This window comes from Stenotrophomonas sp. 109824_Sma (assembly GCF_056480025.1).
In genome coordinates this window covers 3,532,915-3,546,060 of sequence record NZ_CM151078.1, presented here as the reverse complement: position 1 = coordinate 3,546,060, position 13,146 = coordinate 3,532,915, and the positions used below count along the sequence as shown (strand labels likewise).

The 13,146-nt window shown below is 67.2% G+C and carries 14 protein-coding genes; 7 read left to right on the top strand and 7 right to left on the bottom strand.

The window, feature by feature from the left end; genetic code table 11:
• Positions 1–42: 42 nt before the first annotated feature.
• Positions 43–618 (bottom strand): ferritin-like domain-containing protein, encoded by a 576-nt coding sequence (locus ACZK1G_RS16800; protein WP_049443020.1) that lies wholly within the window; start codon positions 616–618, stop codon positions 43–45.
• A 29-nt stretch (positions 619–647) separates the two neighbouring features.
• Positions 648–1,130 (bottom strand): peroxiredoxin, encoded by a 483-nt coding sequence (locus tag ACZK1G_RS16795; RefSeq protein ID WP_032127816.1) that lies wholly within the window; start codon positions 1,128–1,130, stop codon positions 648–650.
• A gap of 261 nt (positions 1,131–1,391) precedes the next feature.
• On the opposite strand from ACZK1G_RS16795, the gene ACZK1G_RS16790 reads away from it, so the two are divergent.
• On the top strand, positions 1,392–2,285 hold the full coding sequence (locus ACZK1G_RS16790; protein WP_049443022.1) for a DnaJ C-terminal domain-containing protein: 894 nt from the start codon (positions 1,392–1,394) through the stop codon (positions 2,283–2,285).
• A 129-nt stretch (positions 2,286–2,414) separates the two neighbouring features.
• Here the strand turns inward: ACZK1G_RS16790 and pilH are convergent, their stop codons facing one another.
• Positions 2,415–2,786 (bottom strand): twitching motility response regulator PilH, encoded by a 372-nt coding sequence (pilH, locus tag ACZK1G_RS16785; protein WP_005410644.1) that lies wholly within the window; start codon positions 2,784–2,786, stop codon positions 2,415–2,417.
• Positions 2,787–2,874: 88 nt separating this feature from the next.
• The gene (locus ACZK1G_RS16780) at positions 2,875–3,870 is read right to left on the bottom strand and encodes a YhdH/YhfP family quinone oxidoreductase (protein WP_101765926.1); all 996 of its coding nucleotides are present in this window, start codon (positions 3,868–3,870) and stop codon (positions 2,875–2,877) included.
• Positions 3,871–4,023: 153 nt separating this feature from the next.
• Here ACZK1G_RS16780 and hflK point away from each other — a divergent pair, with 153 nt between their 5' ends.
• From hflK to ACZK1G_RS16755, 5 genes are all read left to right on the top strand, one after another.
• Entirely contained in the window at positions 4,024–5,157 is a 1,134-nt protein-coding gene (gene hflK, locus ACZK1G_RS16775; RefSeq protein WP_032127819.1) for an FtsH protease activity modulator HflK, read from the top strand.
• Positions 5,154–6,017, top strand: coding sequence for a protease modulator HflC (gene hflC / locus ACZK1G_RS16770; RefSeq protein WP_010482785.1), 864 nt, complete (start codon positions 5,154–5,156; stop codon positions 6,015–6,017). Before hflK ends, hflC begins: the two co-directional genes overlap by 4 nt.
• A gap of 67 nt (positions 6,018–6,084) precedes the next feature.
• Positions 6,085–6,270 (top strand): DUF2065 domain-containing protein, encoded by a 186-nt coding sequence (locus ACZK1G_RS16765; RefSeq protein WP_049443025.1) that lies wholly within the window; start codon positions 6,085–6,087, stop codon positions 6,268–6,270.
• 446 nt (positions 6,271–6,716) lie between these two features.
• Positions 6,717–8,009: an adenylosuccinate synthase gene (locus ACZK1G_RS16760; RefSeq protein WP_101765925.1), complete on the top strand. Its 1,293-nt coding sequence runs from the start codon at positions 6,717–6,719 to the stop codon at positions 8,007–8,009.
• A 116-nt stretch (positions 8,010–8,125) separates the two neighbouring features.
• Entirely contained in the window at positions 8,126–8,788 is a 663-nt protein-coding gene (locus tag ACZK1G_RS16755; protein WP_101766437.1) for a hypothetical protein, read from the top strand.
• On the opposite strand, the gene ACZK1G_RS16750 is transcribed toward ACZK1G_RS16755, so the two are convergent.
• Together ACZK1G_RS16750 and ACZK1G_RS16745 are read right to left on the bottom strand one after the other, a co-directional pair.
• On the bottom strand, positions 8,718–9,398 hold the full coding sequence (locus tag ACZK1G_RS16750; protein ID WP_101765924.1) for a M23 family metallopeptidase: 681 nt from the start codon (positions 9,396–9,398) through the stop codon (positions 8,718–8,720). The two genes, ACZK1G_RS16755 and ACZK1G_RS16750, sit on opposite strands and share 71 nt — an antisense overlap.
• Positions 9,399–9,402: 4 nt before the next feature.
• Entirely contained in the window at positions 9,403–10,365 is a 963-nt protein-coding gene (locus tag ACZK1G_RS16745) for a L,D-transpeptidase family protein (RefSeq protein ID WP_197622199.1), read from the bottom strand.
• 234 nt (positions 10,366–10,599) lie between these two features.
• Between ACZK1G_RS16745 and ACZK1G_RS16740 the strand changes: the two genes are divergently transcribed.
• A complete protein-coding gene (locus ACZK1G_RS16740; protein ID WP_101765922.1) occupies positions 10,600–12,723 on the top strand; it encodes a methyl-accepting chemotaxis protein in 2,124 nt (707 codons plus the stop codon).
• Positions 12,724–12,809: 86 nt separating this feature from the next.
• Here the strand turns inward: ACZK1G_RS16740 and ACZK1G_RS16735 are convergent, their stop codons facing one another.
• A complete protein-coding gene (locus ACZK1G_RS16735; protein WP_101765921.1) occupies positions 12,810–13,097 on the bottom strand; it encodes a hypothetical protein in 288 nt (95 codons plus the stop codon).
• Positions 13,098–13,146 lie beyond the last annotated feature (49 nt).

Here is a 13,146-nt window from a genome sequence, read left to right as displayed (position 1 = left end):
GGCACGCGGCAAAGGCGCCCACCAAGGTGGGCATCTACCAGCTCATTCCCCGATCCACCCATCCAGCAGGTCGGCAAACTCGTCGGCGTGTTCCTCTTCCTGCGCCAGGATCTCTTCGAGGATGCGCTTGGTGGTGGTGTCGCGGTCGCCGATGAAGTTGATCATCTCGCGGTAGCTGTCGATGGCAATCCGTTCGGCCACCAGGTTCTCGCGGACCATGTCGCGCAGGTCGCTGCCTTCCTTGTATTCGGCATGCGAGCGTGCGGTCAGCGTATCCGGGTTGAGGTCGGGCTCGCCGCCAAGCTGGACGATGCGCTCGGCCAGCTTGCCGGCGTGCGCCTGTTCCTGCTGTGCATGCTCGAGGAACTCGGCCTTGACCGCGTCGGCCAGCATGCCCTTGGCCATGAAGTAATGCCGGTAGTAGCGCAGCACGCATACGTACTCGGTGGCCAGTGCATCGTTGAGCAGCTTGATCACCACCTTGCGGTCGGCGCTGTAGCTGTCGGTGATCGCACCGTCTTCGATGTTGCGCCGGGCGCGTTCGCGCAGGGTCTTGCGGTCGCTGATGCCGGGAACCCTGGCGGCGGGCTTTGCGGCTTTGGCTGGCTTGCTGGACATGGCTGGCCGTTTCCTCTTGCGGTGGGGAATCAGGTAGGCAGGTGCTCCAGCACGTACTCGGCGGAAGACACCTCGAACTGGCCCGGCTGCTCGATCCAGGCCGCACGCACCACGCCATCCACCACGTACAGGGCGAACCGGCGTGAGCGGATGCCCATGCCCGAGGCGCTGGCGTCGAGCTCCAGGCCGAGCGCGCGGGTCAGTTCGGCATTGCCGTCGGACAGCATCAGCAGGCCGTCGGGCACGCTCTGGTCGGCAGCCCAGGCCTTCATCACGAACGGGTCGTTGACGGCCATGCAGTAGACATCGATGCCGCGCTGGCGGAACGCCTGGAACTTCTCGACGTAGCCGGGCAGGTGGCGCGCCGAGCAGGTCGGGGTGAACGCGCCGGGCACGGCGAACAGAACCACTTTGCGCGCGTCGAACAGCGAATGCGTATCGAGCGTTTCGATGCCCTCGCGGATGCGCTTGAGGGTCACTTCCGGAATGCGGTCGCCGACATGGATGGTCATGGGGAACTCCTTGCTGGGGCAGGCTAGTGGGCCGGATGGGACAGGGGCGTCAAGACATTGGAAAACCCGTGTGCAGGCCCCATCTTCAGGCTTTGCGGCGGGGGCTTCCAGCCACAGCCTGGGGTATCGGGATGGCAGCCGCATTGCGCAGGATCAGTCGGCCTCACCGGGGCCGCACGAGGGGCGGCGTAGCATCGCCGGCGCGTAGAATGAACCCGGGGCGGCGCCACCGGCGCGGCCGAAGCAGATCGAGGTAGCTGGATGGAATTCAAGGATTACTACGCCACCCTGGGGGTGGAACCGAGCGCGGGCGAGGCGGAGATCAAGACCGCCTACCGCCGGCTGGCACGCAAGTACCACCCGGACGTCAGCAAGGAGGCCGGGGCGGAAGACAAGTTCAAGGCGGTCAACGAGGCCTACGAGGCGCTGCGCGATCCGGAAAAGCGCGCGGCCTACGACCAGCTGCGCGCGCAGGGCTATCGCCCGGGCGAGGAGTTCAACGTGCCGCCGAACTACGGCGGCGCCGGTGGTTTCAATTTCGAGGAAGTGTTCGGCGGTGGTGGCCCCAACGGCGGCTTCAGCGACTTCTTCGAAAGCCTGTTCGCGCGCCAGCGTGGCGGTGGCGGTGGCGGTCCGGGCCCGGGCTTCAGCAGCCAGGGCCACGCGCCCAACCGCGACACCCGCGCCAAGCTGTCGGTACCGCTGGAAGCGGCCTACAGCGGCGACAGCCTGCGCATCACCGTCAACGGCAAGCAGCTGGACGTGCGCGTGCCCAAAGGCATCCGTCCGGGCCAGGTGATCCGCCTGGCCGGGCAGGGCAACCATGGCGGCAACCTGCTGCTGGAAGTCGAGTACGCCGCCCACCCGCAGTTCGAGGTCGATGGCCGCAACATCCTCTATACGTTGCCGGTCACGCCGTGGCAGGCCGCGTTGGGCACCAGCCTGAGCGTCCCGACGCTGGGCGGCACGGTGGAGCTGAAGATTCCCGCCGATTCCGATGCAGGCCGCAAGCTGCGCCTGCGTGGCCGTGGCCTGCCGGGCAGCCCGGACGGCGACCAGATCGTCGAAATCGAGATCGTGGCTCCGGCTGCGACCGACGAGGCGCAGAAGAAGGCGTACCGGAATCTGGCCAAGGCGTTCGGCGAGTCAATCTGAGGCCGATTCTGGTGGGTGCAGACCTTGGTCCGCACGCCTTCCGGTAGTGCCGGCCGCTGGCCGGCAATTTCATGACCCGGAACGGTGATGCGTGGTTGCCGGCCAGCGGCCGGCACTACCGCGCGAATCTCAGCCCTGCCCGGCGAACACCCGCTCCAGCACCTCGGACAGCTCGTCTTCCGAGAACGGCTTGGTGATGTAGGCCTTGGCGCCCTGGCGCATGCCCCACATGCGGTCGGTGTCCTGGTCCTTGGTGGTCACCAGGATCACCGGGATATGCCGGGTCGCCTCGTCGCGGGCGAGGGTGCGGGTGGCCTGGAAGCCGTTGAGGTTGGGCATCACCACGTCCATCAGGACCAGGTCGGGCAGCTCGGCCTTGGCGGTTTCGACCCCGGCGGCGCCATCGGTGGCGGTCAGGATCTGGTGCCCGAGCTTCTCGACGATGCGCTGTATCCCCAACAGCTGCGACGGTGAGTCGTCGACGATCAGAATGCGTGCCATGTTGTTCCCCATGTAATGCCCGCAGTGTAGTGCGGGCTCATTACCGGCGGGAGGGGGGCATCTGCCGTCCGTCGCCTGCCTGCGACGTTCAGTCGATCCGCACCACGGTGCGGCCGAGCGATCCACCCGCCAGCATCCGCTCGAACACTGCCGGCAGGCCATCAAGGCCAACCTCGGCGGTGCAGATGCGGTCCAGGTGCTGCGGCTTCCATTCAGTGCCCAGGCGCGACCACACCTCTTCGCGCAGCGCCCGCGGTGCATTGGCCGAAGACACTCCGAGCAGCGACACACCGCGCAGGATGAACGGCATCACCGTCATGTCCAGCGTCGGGCTGGCCGCCAGGCCGGCGCTGACCACGCTGCCGTAGGGCACGGTCTGCGCCAGCAGGCTGGCGAGCATGGCGCCGCCGGCATTGTCGAGGCCCCCGCCGAAGCGCGCCGACTGCAGCGGGCCGGTGTCGGCCAGCGCCTCGCGCGGCAGCACCTCGCTGGCACCGATGGCGCGCAGGAAGTCGGTCTGGTCCGGCTTGCCACTGACCGCGTGCACGGTGTAGCCGGCACGGCTGAAGATCGACAGCGCCAGCGCACCGACGCCGCCGCTGGCGCCGGTGACCGCCAGCGGGCCGAGATCCGGGGTCTGCCGGTTGTCCTGCATGCGCAGCAGGGCCAGCGCCGCCGTGAAGCCGGCGGTGCCCAGCACCATCGCCTCGCGCGGGCTCAGCCCGGCCGGCTGGGCAATCACCGCACGCGACTCCAGCCGCACATACTGGCTGTAACCGCCGTCACGGGTCTCGCTGAGGCCACAGCCGGTGGCCAGCACCGCGTCGCCTTCACGCCAGTCCGGGTCGGTGCTGGCGACCACGGTGCCGGCCACGTCGATGCCACCCACCAGCGGGAAGCGCCGCAGGATCTTCCCCTTGCCGGTGCCGGCCAGGGCGTCCTTGTAGTTGACCGAGGACCAGTGGGCGCGGATCAGCACCTGGCCGGGGTTGAGGTCGTCGACATCGAGCTGGGCCAGGCCGCTGCGGTAGCCGGCGTCGTCGTTTTCGATGCGGAAGGCGGTGAACGGGGTGGTGGGGGCCATCGGCGTTGCCTGACTTCGAGGAAAACGCCACCTTACCCCGTCGCCCCCCTTTCGATCCTGCCGATCCGCCCCATCTTGTATGATCGGTAATGGTTTCACGGCTGGCGCCGCGGGAAGGGCCCGCGCCGCAGCCCACATCTTGATGGAGCGTGCATGGCCTGGAATACACCCGGCGGCAACAAGGGCGGACAAGGCCCCGAGGACAATCGACGCGGGCCGTTCGGGTCGCGCGGCGGTGGCAATGGTGGTGGCTGGGGCGGACTGCCCGGGCCGCTGAAGGACCTGTTCGACGGCGGCATCATGCGTTGGGTGGTGGCAGCCGTGGTGCTGCTGGTGCTGTTCTCCAGCTTCCAGCTGATCGGCGAACAGCAGCGTGGCGTGGTGCTGCGCTTCGGCCAGTTCTCGCGCATCCTGCAGCCCGGCCCGAACTTCAAGCTGCCGTGGCCGATTGAATCGGTCACCAAGGTCAACGCCACCGAGATCAAGACCTTCTCGATCCAGGTGCCGGTGCTGACCCGCGACGAGAACATCGTCAACGTCTCGCTGAACGTCCAGTACCGCATCGACGACCCGCAGCAGTACCTGTTCGGCACGGTCGATGCCAACCAGGTGCTGGAGCAGTCGGCGCAGAGCGCGGTGCGCGAGGAAGTCGGCCGTGCCGACCTCAACGCCGTGCTGAACAACCGTGGCCCGCTGGCCGTGGCTGCCGAGGAGCGCCTGCAGGCGCTGCTGAAGGCGTTCAAGACCGGCCTGACCGTGACCGGCCTGACCCTGCAGGACGCCCGTCCGCCGGAAGAAGTGAAGCCGGCCTTCGACGAGGTCAACGGTGCGCAGCAGGTCAAGGAACGCCTGATCAACGAAGCCCAGGCCTACGCCGCCAAGGTCGTGCCGGAAGCCCGAGGCCAGGCCTCGCGCGCCCGTACCACCGCCGAAGGCTACAAGCAGGCCGTGGTCTCCAAGGCCGAGGGTGACGCGCAGCGCTTCAGCCTGTTGCAGGCCCAGTACAAGGACGCCCCGGAAGTGACCCGCAAGCGCCTGTGGCTGGAGACCGTGCAGCAGGTGCTGAGCGAGAACCGCAAGGTGATCGGTGGCGATGGCCGCCAGCTGATCTACGTGCCGATGACCGGCGACACCCGTCCCACCACCTCGGCCCCGGCCGCAGTGGCGAACCCGGACGTGGTGATGCCGTCGCTGCCGGGTGCAGCGGTGGAAGCTTCCCGTGATCCGGGCCGGCCGGTGGGCCGCCCGACCGGGCGACCGAGCGGCCGTGAGGAGGGCAGCCGATGAAGAGTCCTATCTGGATCGCCGTGATCGTGGCGGTGGTGCTGGGCCTGCTCGGCTCGGTGTACGTGGTCCGTGAGGACCAGACCGCCATGGTGCTGAACCTGGGCAAGGTGGTGCGTTCGGACATCAAGCCGGGCCTGCACTTCAAGGTGCCGGTGGTGGAAACGGTGAAGGTCTTCGACCGCCGCTTCCAGGTGCTCGACACCGCCCCGGCGCGTTACTTCACCGCCGAGCAGAAGGACGTCAGCGTCGACTTCTTCGCCATCGGCTACATCTCCAACGTGGGTGACTACTTCCGTGCCACCGGCGGCGATCCGCGCATCGCCAATGCCCGCCTGGCACCGATCATCACCGACTCGCTGCGCAACCAGATCAACTCGCGCACCCTGCAGCAGCTGGTGTCCGGCGACCGCAGCGAGTTGATCGCCGAGCAGCTGAAGGGGATCAACGAAGCCGTGGCCGGGCTGGGCATGCAGATGATCGACCTGCGCATCAAGCAGGTGGACCTGCCGACCGACAGCCAGGTGATCAACGACGTGTACGAGCGCATGCGCGCCCAGCGCAAGCAGGAAGCAGCGAAGCTGCGCGCGGAGGGCGAGGAGCAGTCGCTGACCATCCGCGCCCAGGCCGACCGTGACAGCACCGTGCTGATCGCCGAAGCCGAGCGTGATGCACAGCGCCTGCGCGGTGAAGGCGATGCCGATGCGGCGCGCATCTACGGCAAGGCCGGCTCGGCCGACCCGTCGTTCTATGCGTTCTACCGCAGCCTGGAGGCCTACCGTGGCTCCATGACCGACGGCAACGGCGTGATCGTGCTCGACAAGAACGACCCGTTCCTGCAGTACCTGAAGAACGACCGCTGAGGTCGCAGGGCAGTACCCCACGGGGCCCGGCCAGATGCCGGGCCCCGTGCTTTTTCCGGAGTCCCCCATGAAAGATCTGTTCGCCGCCGTCTGCCTGGTGGCGGTGCTGGAAGGCCTGTTCCTGTTCGCCGCCCCGTTCGCCTGGAAGCGCATGGCCGAACGCCTGCTGGACCTGCCCAGCCCGGCCCTGCGCAGCTTCGGCGGACTGGTGCTGTTGGCCGGCCTGAGCCTGCTGTGGTGGGTGCGGCATTGAAAGGGTAGTGCCGGCCAGCGGCCGGCACTACCGGGAGGCGCCTGACCGGCCGGCACATGCGTGGTCCGGCTCTGGTAGATGCCAACCTTGATTGGCATTGCCGGCCAGCGGCCGGCACTACCGGGGAGGCGCCTGACCGGCCGGCACATGCGTGGTCCGGCTCTGGTAGATGCCAACCTTGGTTGGCATTGCCGGCCAACGGCCGGCACGACCGGGCGGGGCGCCTGACCGGCCGGTGAAGCCGTCCGTCGGAAAGGTGGCAGCGGACCCCGGAAACCCGGATAATGCACAAAAGCCGGACGGGCCTCCCCGTTCGGCTTTTTCCGTGTCTGGGCCTTCCATCGCCGGCCGCTCCCCGTTTGGAGCCGCCCTCCAGGTGCTGGCCAGCCCCGCCACGGTTTACCCGTCCGCGGCCCCGATGGCCGCAACAAATCGAGGAGCCCGTCATGGGTCAGTCTGTCGTAGTGTTGGGTGCCCAGTGGGGCGATGAAGGCAAGGGCAAGATCGTCGATCTGCTCACTGAGGAAATCGGCGCCGTCGTGCGCTTCCAGGGCGGCCACAATGCCGGCCACACCCTGGTCATCAACGGTAAGAAGACCGTCCTGCACCTGATCCCGTCGGGCATCCTGCGTGACGATGCGCTGTGCCTGATCGGCAACGGCGTGGTGATCTCGCCGGCCGCGCTGCAGAAGGAAATCGCCGAGCTGGAAGCCTCCGGCGTGGAAGTGCGTTCGCGCCTGAAGATCTCCCCGGCCGCGCCGCTGATCATGCCGTACCACATCGCCCTGGACCAGGCGCGCGAGCGCGCAGCCGGTGGCAAGGCGATCGGCACCACCGGCCGTGGCATCGGCCCGGCCTACGAAGACAAGGTGGCGCGTCGCGGCATCCGCATCGCCGACCTGCATTACCCGAAGCAGCTGGAAGAACTGCTGCGCACCGCGCTGGATTACCACAACTTCGTGCTGACCAAGTATCTGAACACCGATGCGGTCGATTTCCAGAAGACCTTCGACGAAGCGCTGACCTTCGGCGAATACGTGCAGCCGATGAAGTCCGACGTGGCCGGCATCCTGCACGACCTGCGCAAGCAGGGTAAGCGCGTGCTGTTCGAAGGCGCGCAGGGTGCGCTGCTGGACATCGATCACGGCACCTACCCGTATGTCACCAGCTCCAACACCACTGTTGGTGGTGCGCTGGCCGGTTCCGGCGTCGGCGCCGATTCGATCGACTACGTGCTGGGCATCGCCAAGGCCTACGCCACCCGCGTCGGCGGCGGCCCGTTCCCGACCGAGCTGGACGACGAAGTCGGCCAGGGCATCCGTGACCGCGGCGCCGAGTACGGTGCCTCGACCGGCCGCCCGCGTCGTTGCGGCTGGATGGACATCGTCGCGCTGAAGCGTGCCGTGGCCATCAACGGCATCAGCGGCCTGTGCATCACCAAGCTGGACGTGCTGGATGGCATGGAAAAGCTGAAGGTCTGCATCGCCTACGAATACAACGGCAAGCGCACCGAGTACGCGCCGCTGGACGCGCAGGGCTGGGAAGACTGCACCCCGGTGTACCTGGAGTTCCCGGGCTGGAGCGAGAACACCCACGGCATCACCAACTGGGACGACCTGCCGCCGGCCGCACGTGCCTACCTGCGTTCGCTGGAAGAGCTGGCCGGCTGCCCGATCAGCATCGTCTCCACCGGCCCGGACCGCGACCACACCATGGTCCTGCAGGATCCGTTTGCCTGAGGTAGCGCCGGGAGCTGCCCGGCGTAGGTGACAGGAAAAGCCCCGCGCAAGCGGGGCTTTTTCGTTACTGTGTGGCCAAGGCCAGCGGGAAGCGACGCAATGACCAGGATGTCAGCGTGAAGGGCGAGACGGTCGTGCGGATCACCCTGTGGGTGCTGTGGAGCCTGTGGGGCGTCGCCTGCCTGGTACTGCTGCTGGGTGCGGCTGCCAATACCCTGGCGTCGCGCACGCAGACGGTGCCGTTGGTGCTGAGTCCTGGCGCAACCGCCCAGATCACCGTCTACCGCCTCATCGATGACCAACTGCGGTTGCGCCTGCGCTATGCCGCGGACGGTACGGAGGCTGACCCCGAGGTGCTGCTGCGCATCGAAACTCCGACCGATCAGGGAGACTTCCGCGCAGGGGAGCGTTCGGGAGTGGCCGGGCAGGGCATCAATCGCGCGCTGGCTTCGGTCGAGTCCAGCGGCCTCACGGCGTTCTACTTTGGCTATGGCCGCGGCGACGCATTGCCACGCGGCCGCTCATGGCTGCGGGTAACTGTGCTGGAGGTGGACCCGGCGCTGGCGGGGCGCGCGGCAGACATCGAGCTGCAGCCACCGCTGGACCTGCTGAAGCTGACCGACCTGGACTACATCTGGCTGTGGCCGTTCTTCTTCTGGAAGATGGCGGCGCTGTTCCTGCTGATTCCAGGGGCTGCGTTGGCTGTCTTTACTCTGGTGTTGCGGCGCTGGCAGCGCCGGGCATCAGCGCCGCCGACTTCAGCAGGGGGTAGGGATTGATGGACTCTCCCTTCCACCACTGTTTTTCCGGCCCCAGCACATGCACCTCGAAATGCAGATGCGGCGCGTCGGCACTGGCGTTGCCGGTGCTGCCGACGTAACCGATCACATCCCCGCGTTTGATCACCTGCTTTTCCGCCAGGCCATCGGCATAGCGCTGCAGATGCGCGTAGTAGTAGCACCAGCGTCCGCTAGGTTCGAACTGGTAGATCGTCAAGCCGCCGCGCTCGCTGTCGAACAGTTTTTCCACCGTGCCATCGGCCACCGCGAGTACCGGGGTACCGGCATCGGCCATGATGTCGATGGCATCGTGCACACGGCCCTCGCTGCGCGCATCGGTGAAGGTGTCGCGCAGCTGAGAGGGCAGTACGCCCTGCAGCGGCAGCAGCAGACCGGACGGTGCATCCGCAGCCTGCGCGGCCGACTGCGCGGTGGCGGCGGGTGGGGTTGTTGCGCGCGGCGCTACTGGTTCCGTCACCGGCGCGGCGGCCACCGTCGATGGCGCTGCCGGCAGCGAGGCGGCTACCGGCTCACTCGCGTCGCGGCGCAGCCACCAACCTGCACCCAGTCCCAGCAGAACGCCCAGTACGATCAGCTGCGGAAGGCGCATCGGCTCACTCCTGCATCACCACGGGGACCGAAGTGTCCACCGCATCGGCCACACGCAGCGCGTCCCAGTTGGTCATGCGCACGCAGCCATGCGATTCGGTCTTGCCCACGTGGCCGGGTTCAGGCGTGCCGTGCAGGCCGTAATGTGGTTTGGACAGGTCGATCCAGACCCGCCCGACCGGATTGTTCGGGCCCGGTGGCAGGGTGGCCTTCTTTTCGCCCTTGCGGGCATCCCAGAACAGCTTCGGGTTGTAGTGGAACGGCGGGTCGCGGTACACGCCCAGGATCTTCCATTCGCCGATCGGTAACGGGTCGTGCTGGCTGCCCGACGACACCGGGACCTGTGCAATCACCTTGCCCTGCGCATCCAGCAACTGCAGGGTGGAGTCGGATTTATCGACCAGGATCTTCGCCGACTTCGGCAATGCGGCCGGTGCGATGTTGGGTACCTGGATGCGGCCGCCTGCCTTGTCAAGATCCACGCCTGGATTGAGCAGCTTCAGCAGCTCAGGGGATGCATGGAAGCGCTCGCCCAGGGCCTCTTCCACACTGCCGTATTCCAGCGATTTCAGCTTGGCCTGGGCGGCGGGCCCTTTTGGCGTGGCCTGGAACGGACCGGCAACATCCTCAGCAGTCAGCGTGTAGCTGGCCAGCGGCGTGATCGTATCGGCCTGCAGAGCCTTCCAGGTGGCGTCATCCAGTTCACCCGTTACGGTCAGCCCATGCGCCGCCTGGAAGCCCGACACCGCGCGTCGCTGGTTGCTGCCCACTTCGCCATCGATCTGGCCGGGAGAGAAATTCGCACGATCCAGCAGCACCTGGGCGTGCAGCGCGGAGCGTGGGGCCACATCCGGCCCGGCTTTCTCGGCAATGGGGGCGGGCAGCTCGGGCGGCGGCGCCTGTGCGAAGGCTGGCGACGCCAGCAGTGAGAGAGCGAGCAGGGTGGATCGGGACACGGGCAAGGGCATTGGGATCTCCAGCAGGTCACGTCATCACCTTGCCCGCAGCCGCTGCCGAGCCGTCGTGAAAGGAATCTGATGCCGGCATGAGCAGCCATCGCCATCGCAGCCGTTCCAGTGCGCAGGTGCCGCTGGGCCGCGGGCTCACCAAGGTGAACGGTGGCCGACGCCGTCGATGGACGGCGATCAAGATCGCGTGCCGGGCCGCCGATAAGGCCACATCCCCCCGTTTTGGATACCCCCATGAACTACTTGAGGAACGTCAGGGTTGCCTGGCGTCTTGGGCTGGGCTTTGGCCTGTTGCTGCTGCTGGTCGCCGCCGTGGTGGCCACCGGCGCCACCGCCAGTGTCGTGCAGAAGCGCGCGATGCAGCAGGTGGTCGATGTCAGCGTGGCCAAGGTGCGCCTGTTGTCGCAGATGCTAGATGCCAACAACCAGATGATGGTGGTGCGGCGCGAGATGCTGATCCGCCAGGGCGATGACCGCGGCCACGATGAGCAGCGCATCGCCGATCTGGTCAAGCGCTACGAGGCCAGCTGGACCGCCTACCAGGCGCTGCCCAGCGACGCCGACGGCAAGGCCATCGCGGAAACCATTGCGGCCAAGCGTGCCATCGCGCGCCCGCTCAACAAGCAGACCAGCGAACTGATGGAGCAGGGCGATTACCCGGGCGCCGTGGCGCTGACCCTGGGACCGGTGCAGGAAGCAGCCAACGGCTGGAACAAGGCGCTGTCCGATGGTGTGGACTTTGAAGAGAAGGAAAGCCGCGACGCGGCCGCCGAGGCGATACGCCTGGGTGAGCGCAGCCTGCTGCAGCTGCTGGTGCTGGGCGGCGTCGCGCTGCTGGTGGGCATCGGTGCCTCGGTGATGATCGGCCGCAGCCTGACCGGTCCGCTGGCCCGCGCGGTGAACCTGGCCGAACGCCTGTCCAAGGGCCAGCTGGACCAGGAGTTCCGTCTTGGTGGCCGTGACGAACTGACCCAGCTGGGCGAGGCGATGGCCAGCGTTCGGCAGAGCATGCAGGCGGCGATCGGCGCGCAGCTGCAGATGGCCGAGCAGCACGAAGCGGGGGCGATCCGCTATCGCATGGACGCCGGTGCATTCCCGGGTGACTTCGGCCGCATGGTTCAGGCCACCAACAGCCTGGTCGAATCGCACGTGCAGGTGGAACTGCTGATGGCCGAGGTGATGCAGCGCTACGCCATCGGCGACCTCAGCCGCGACCTGCCGGACTACCCGGGCGAGAAGGGCACGCTGACCCGCACCCTGGCCGCGGTGAAGCAGAGCCTGATGGCGATCAACGCGCAGATCGATGAACTGGCCCGCGCCGCACGCGCTGGTGATTTCAGCATGCGTGGCGATGCCGCTGCGTTCCAGTACCAGTTCAAGGCGATGGTCGAGCATCTCAACGGCATGATGGCCAGTTCGCAGGCCAGCATCGCCGATGTCTCCGACGTGCTGCGCGCGATCTCGCACGGCGACCTGACCGCACGCATGGACGGCGAGTACGACGGCGTGTTCGCCCGTATGCGCGACGATGCCAACACCACCACCGCACAGCTGACCGGCATCGTGCGGGGCATCCAGGTGGCTGCCGACAGCATCAACAACGCGGCGCAGGAACTGGCCGCCGGTAACAACGATCTGTCGCGCCGCACCGAGCAGCAGGCGGCCAACCTGGAAGAGGCCGCCGCATCGATGGAGGAGCTGACCTCCACCGTGCGCCAGAACGCCGAGCTGGCGCGTCAGGCCGACAGCGAAGCGCATGCGGCCGGCGCCGCCGTGCGCGAGACCGAGCAGGCGATGGCACAGATGGCCTCGGTGATGGGTGAGATCGACCAGTCGTCGGCACGCATCTCGGAAATCTCCACGGTGATCGACGGCATCGCGTTCCAGACCAACATCCTGGCGCTGAACGCGGCGGTGGAAGCCGCACGTGCAGGCGAGCAGGGCCGCGGTTTTGCCGTGGTCGCCAGCGAAGTGCGCACGCTCGCGCAGCGTGCCGGTGTCGCCGCCAAGGAGATCAAGGAGCTGATCGAAGACGCCGCCGCCAAGGTGAAGAGTGGCCTGGCGGTGACCGTTGAATCGGAAGCCGCGATCGCGCGTGTGGCCCAGGCAAGTTCGCGCACGACCCAGCTGATGAGCGACATCGCAGCGGCCAGCAAGGAACAGGCCGCCGGCATCGAGCAGGTCAACCAGGTGGTGGTGCAGATGGACCAGGTGACCCAGCAGAACGCCGCGCTGGTGGAAGAAGCCACCGCGGCCAGCCGCGCGCTGGAAGAACAGGCGCATGCACTGACCACGTCGGTGTCGGTGTTCAAGGTGGAAGGCGCAGCGGCTTCGGCCGTGCCGCGTCGCGCAGCCTGAGCAGACTGCTGAACCCGTGACAGGAATACGGCCGCCCTGGGCGGCCGTATTCCCATTGCCTGCTCAGACAGGCCGACACATCACCATCATTGTTCAAGAACACTGCCGAGCATGGCCCCCACGGCATACAGCACGACCAGGGTAGGGGGCATCACCAGCAGGTAGACGGTCGTCCAGGTCTTTCCGGAAAGCCACCCACCCATGCTGATGGCATCGAGTGCTGCGGTCTGCAGCATCACCGGCAGCTGCATGAGGATGTAGGCGCCCTTGGGGTCGCTGTTGGCCTGGGCATCGAGCACCAGCCAGGTGGTCAGCGCGAGATAGAGTGTGCATATGGCAATGCCGGTCCAGCTGAGCCCGCGTGGCTTGCGCATGCCGCCTTCTCCGTTCCGTCGGGACCACCAGCGTAGCGCCGCGTGTGCC

Coding starts and splice junctions, on each gene's coding strand:
- ACZK1G_RS16800 (WP_049443020.1), bottom strand. CDS start 618: ATGTCCAGCAAGCCAGCCAAAGCCGCAAAGCCCGCCGCCAGGGTTCCC.
- ACZK1G_RS16795 (WP_032127816.1), bottom strand. CDS start 1,130: ATGACCATCCATGTCGGCGACCGCATTCCGGAAGTGACCCTCAAGCGC.
- ACZK1G_RS16790 (WP_049443022.1), top strand. CDS start 1,392: ATGGAATTCAAGGATTACTACGCCACCCTGGGGGTGGAACCGAGCGCG.
- pilH (WP_005410644.1), bottom strand. CDS start 2,786: ATGGCACGCATTCTGATCGTCGACGACTCACCGTCGCAGCTGTTGGGG.
- ACZK1G_RS16780 (WP_101765926.1), bottom strand. CDS start 3,870: ATGGCCCCCACCACCCCGTTCACCGCCTTCCGCATCGAAAACGACGAC.
- hflK (WP_032127819.1), top strand. CDS start 4,024: ATGGCCTGGAATACACCCGGCGGCAACAAGGGCGGACAAGGCCCCGAG.
- hflC (WP_010482785.1), top strand. CDS start 5,154: ATGAAGAGTCCTATCTGGATCGCCGTGATCGTGGCGGTGGTGCTGGGC.
- ACZK1G_RS16765 (WP_049443025.1), top strand. CDS start 6,085: ATGAAAGATCTGTTCGCCGCCGTCTGCCTGGTGGCGGTGCTGGAAGGC.
- ACZK1G_RS16760 (WP_101765925.1), top strand. CDS start 6,717: ATGGGTCAGTCTGTCGTAGTGTTGGGTGCCCAGTGGGGCGATGAAGGC.
- ACZK1G_RS16750 (WP_101765924.1), bottom strand. CDS start 9,398: ATGCGCCTTCCGCAGCTGATCGTACTGGGCGTTCTGCTGGGACTGGGT.
- ACZK1G_RS16745 (WP_197622199.1), bottom strand. CDS start 10,365: ATGCCCTTGCCCGTGTCCCGATCCACCCTGCTCGCTCTCTCACTGCTG.
- ACZK1G_RS16740 (WP_101765922.1), top strand. CDS start 10,600: ATGAACTACTTGAGGAACGTCAGGGTTGCCTGGCGTCTTGGGCTGGGC.
- ACZK1G_RS16735 (WP_101765921.1), bottom strand. CDS start 13,097: ATGCGCAAGCCACGCGGGCTCAGCTGGACCGGCATTGCCATATGCACA.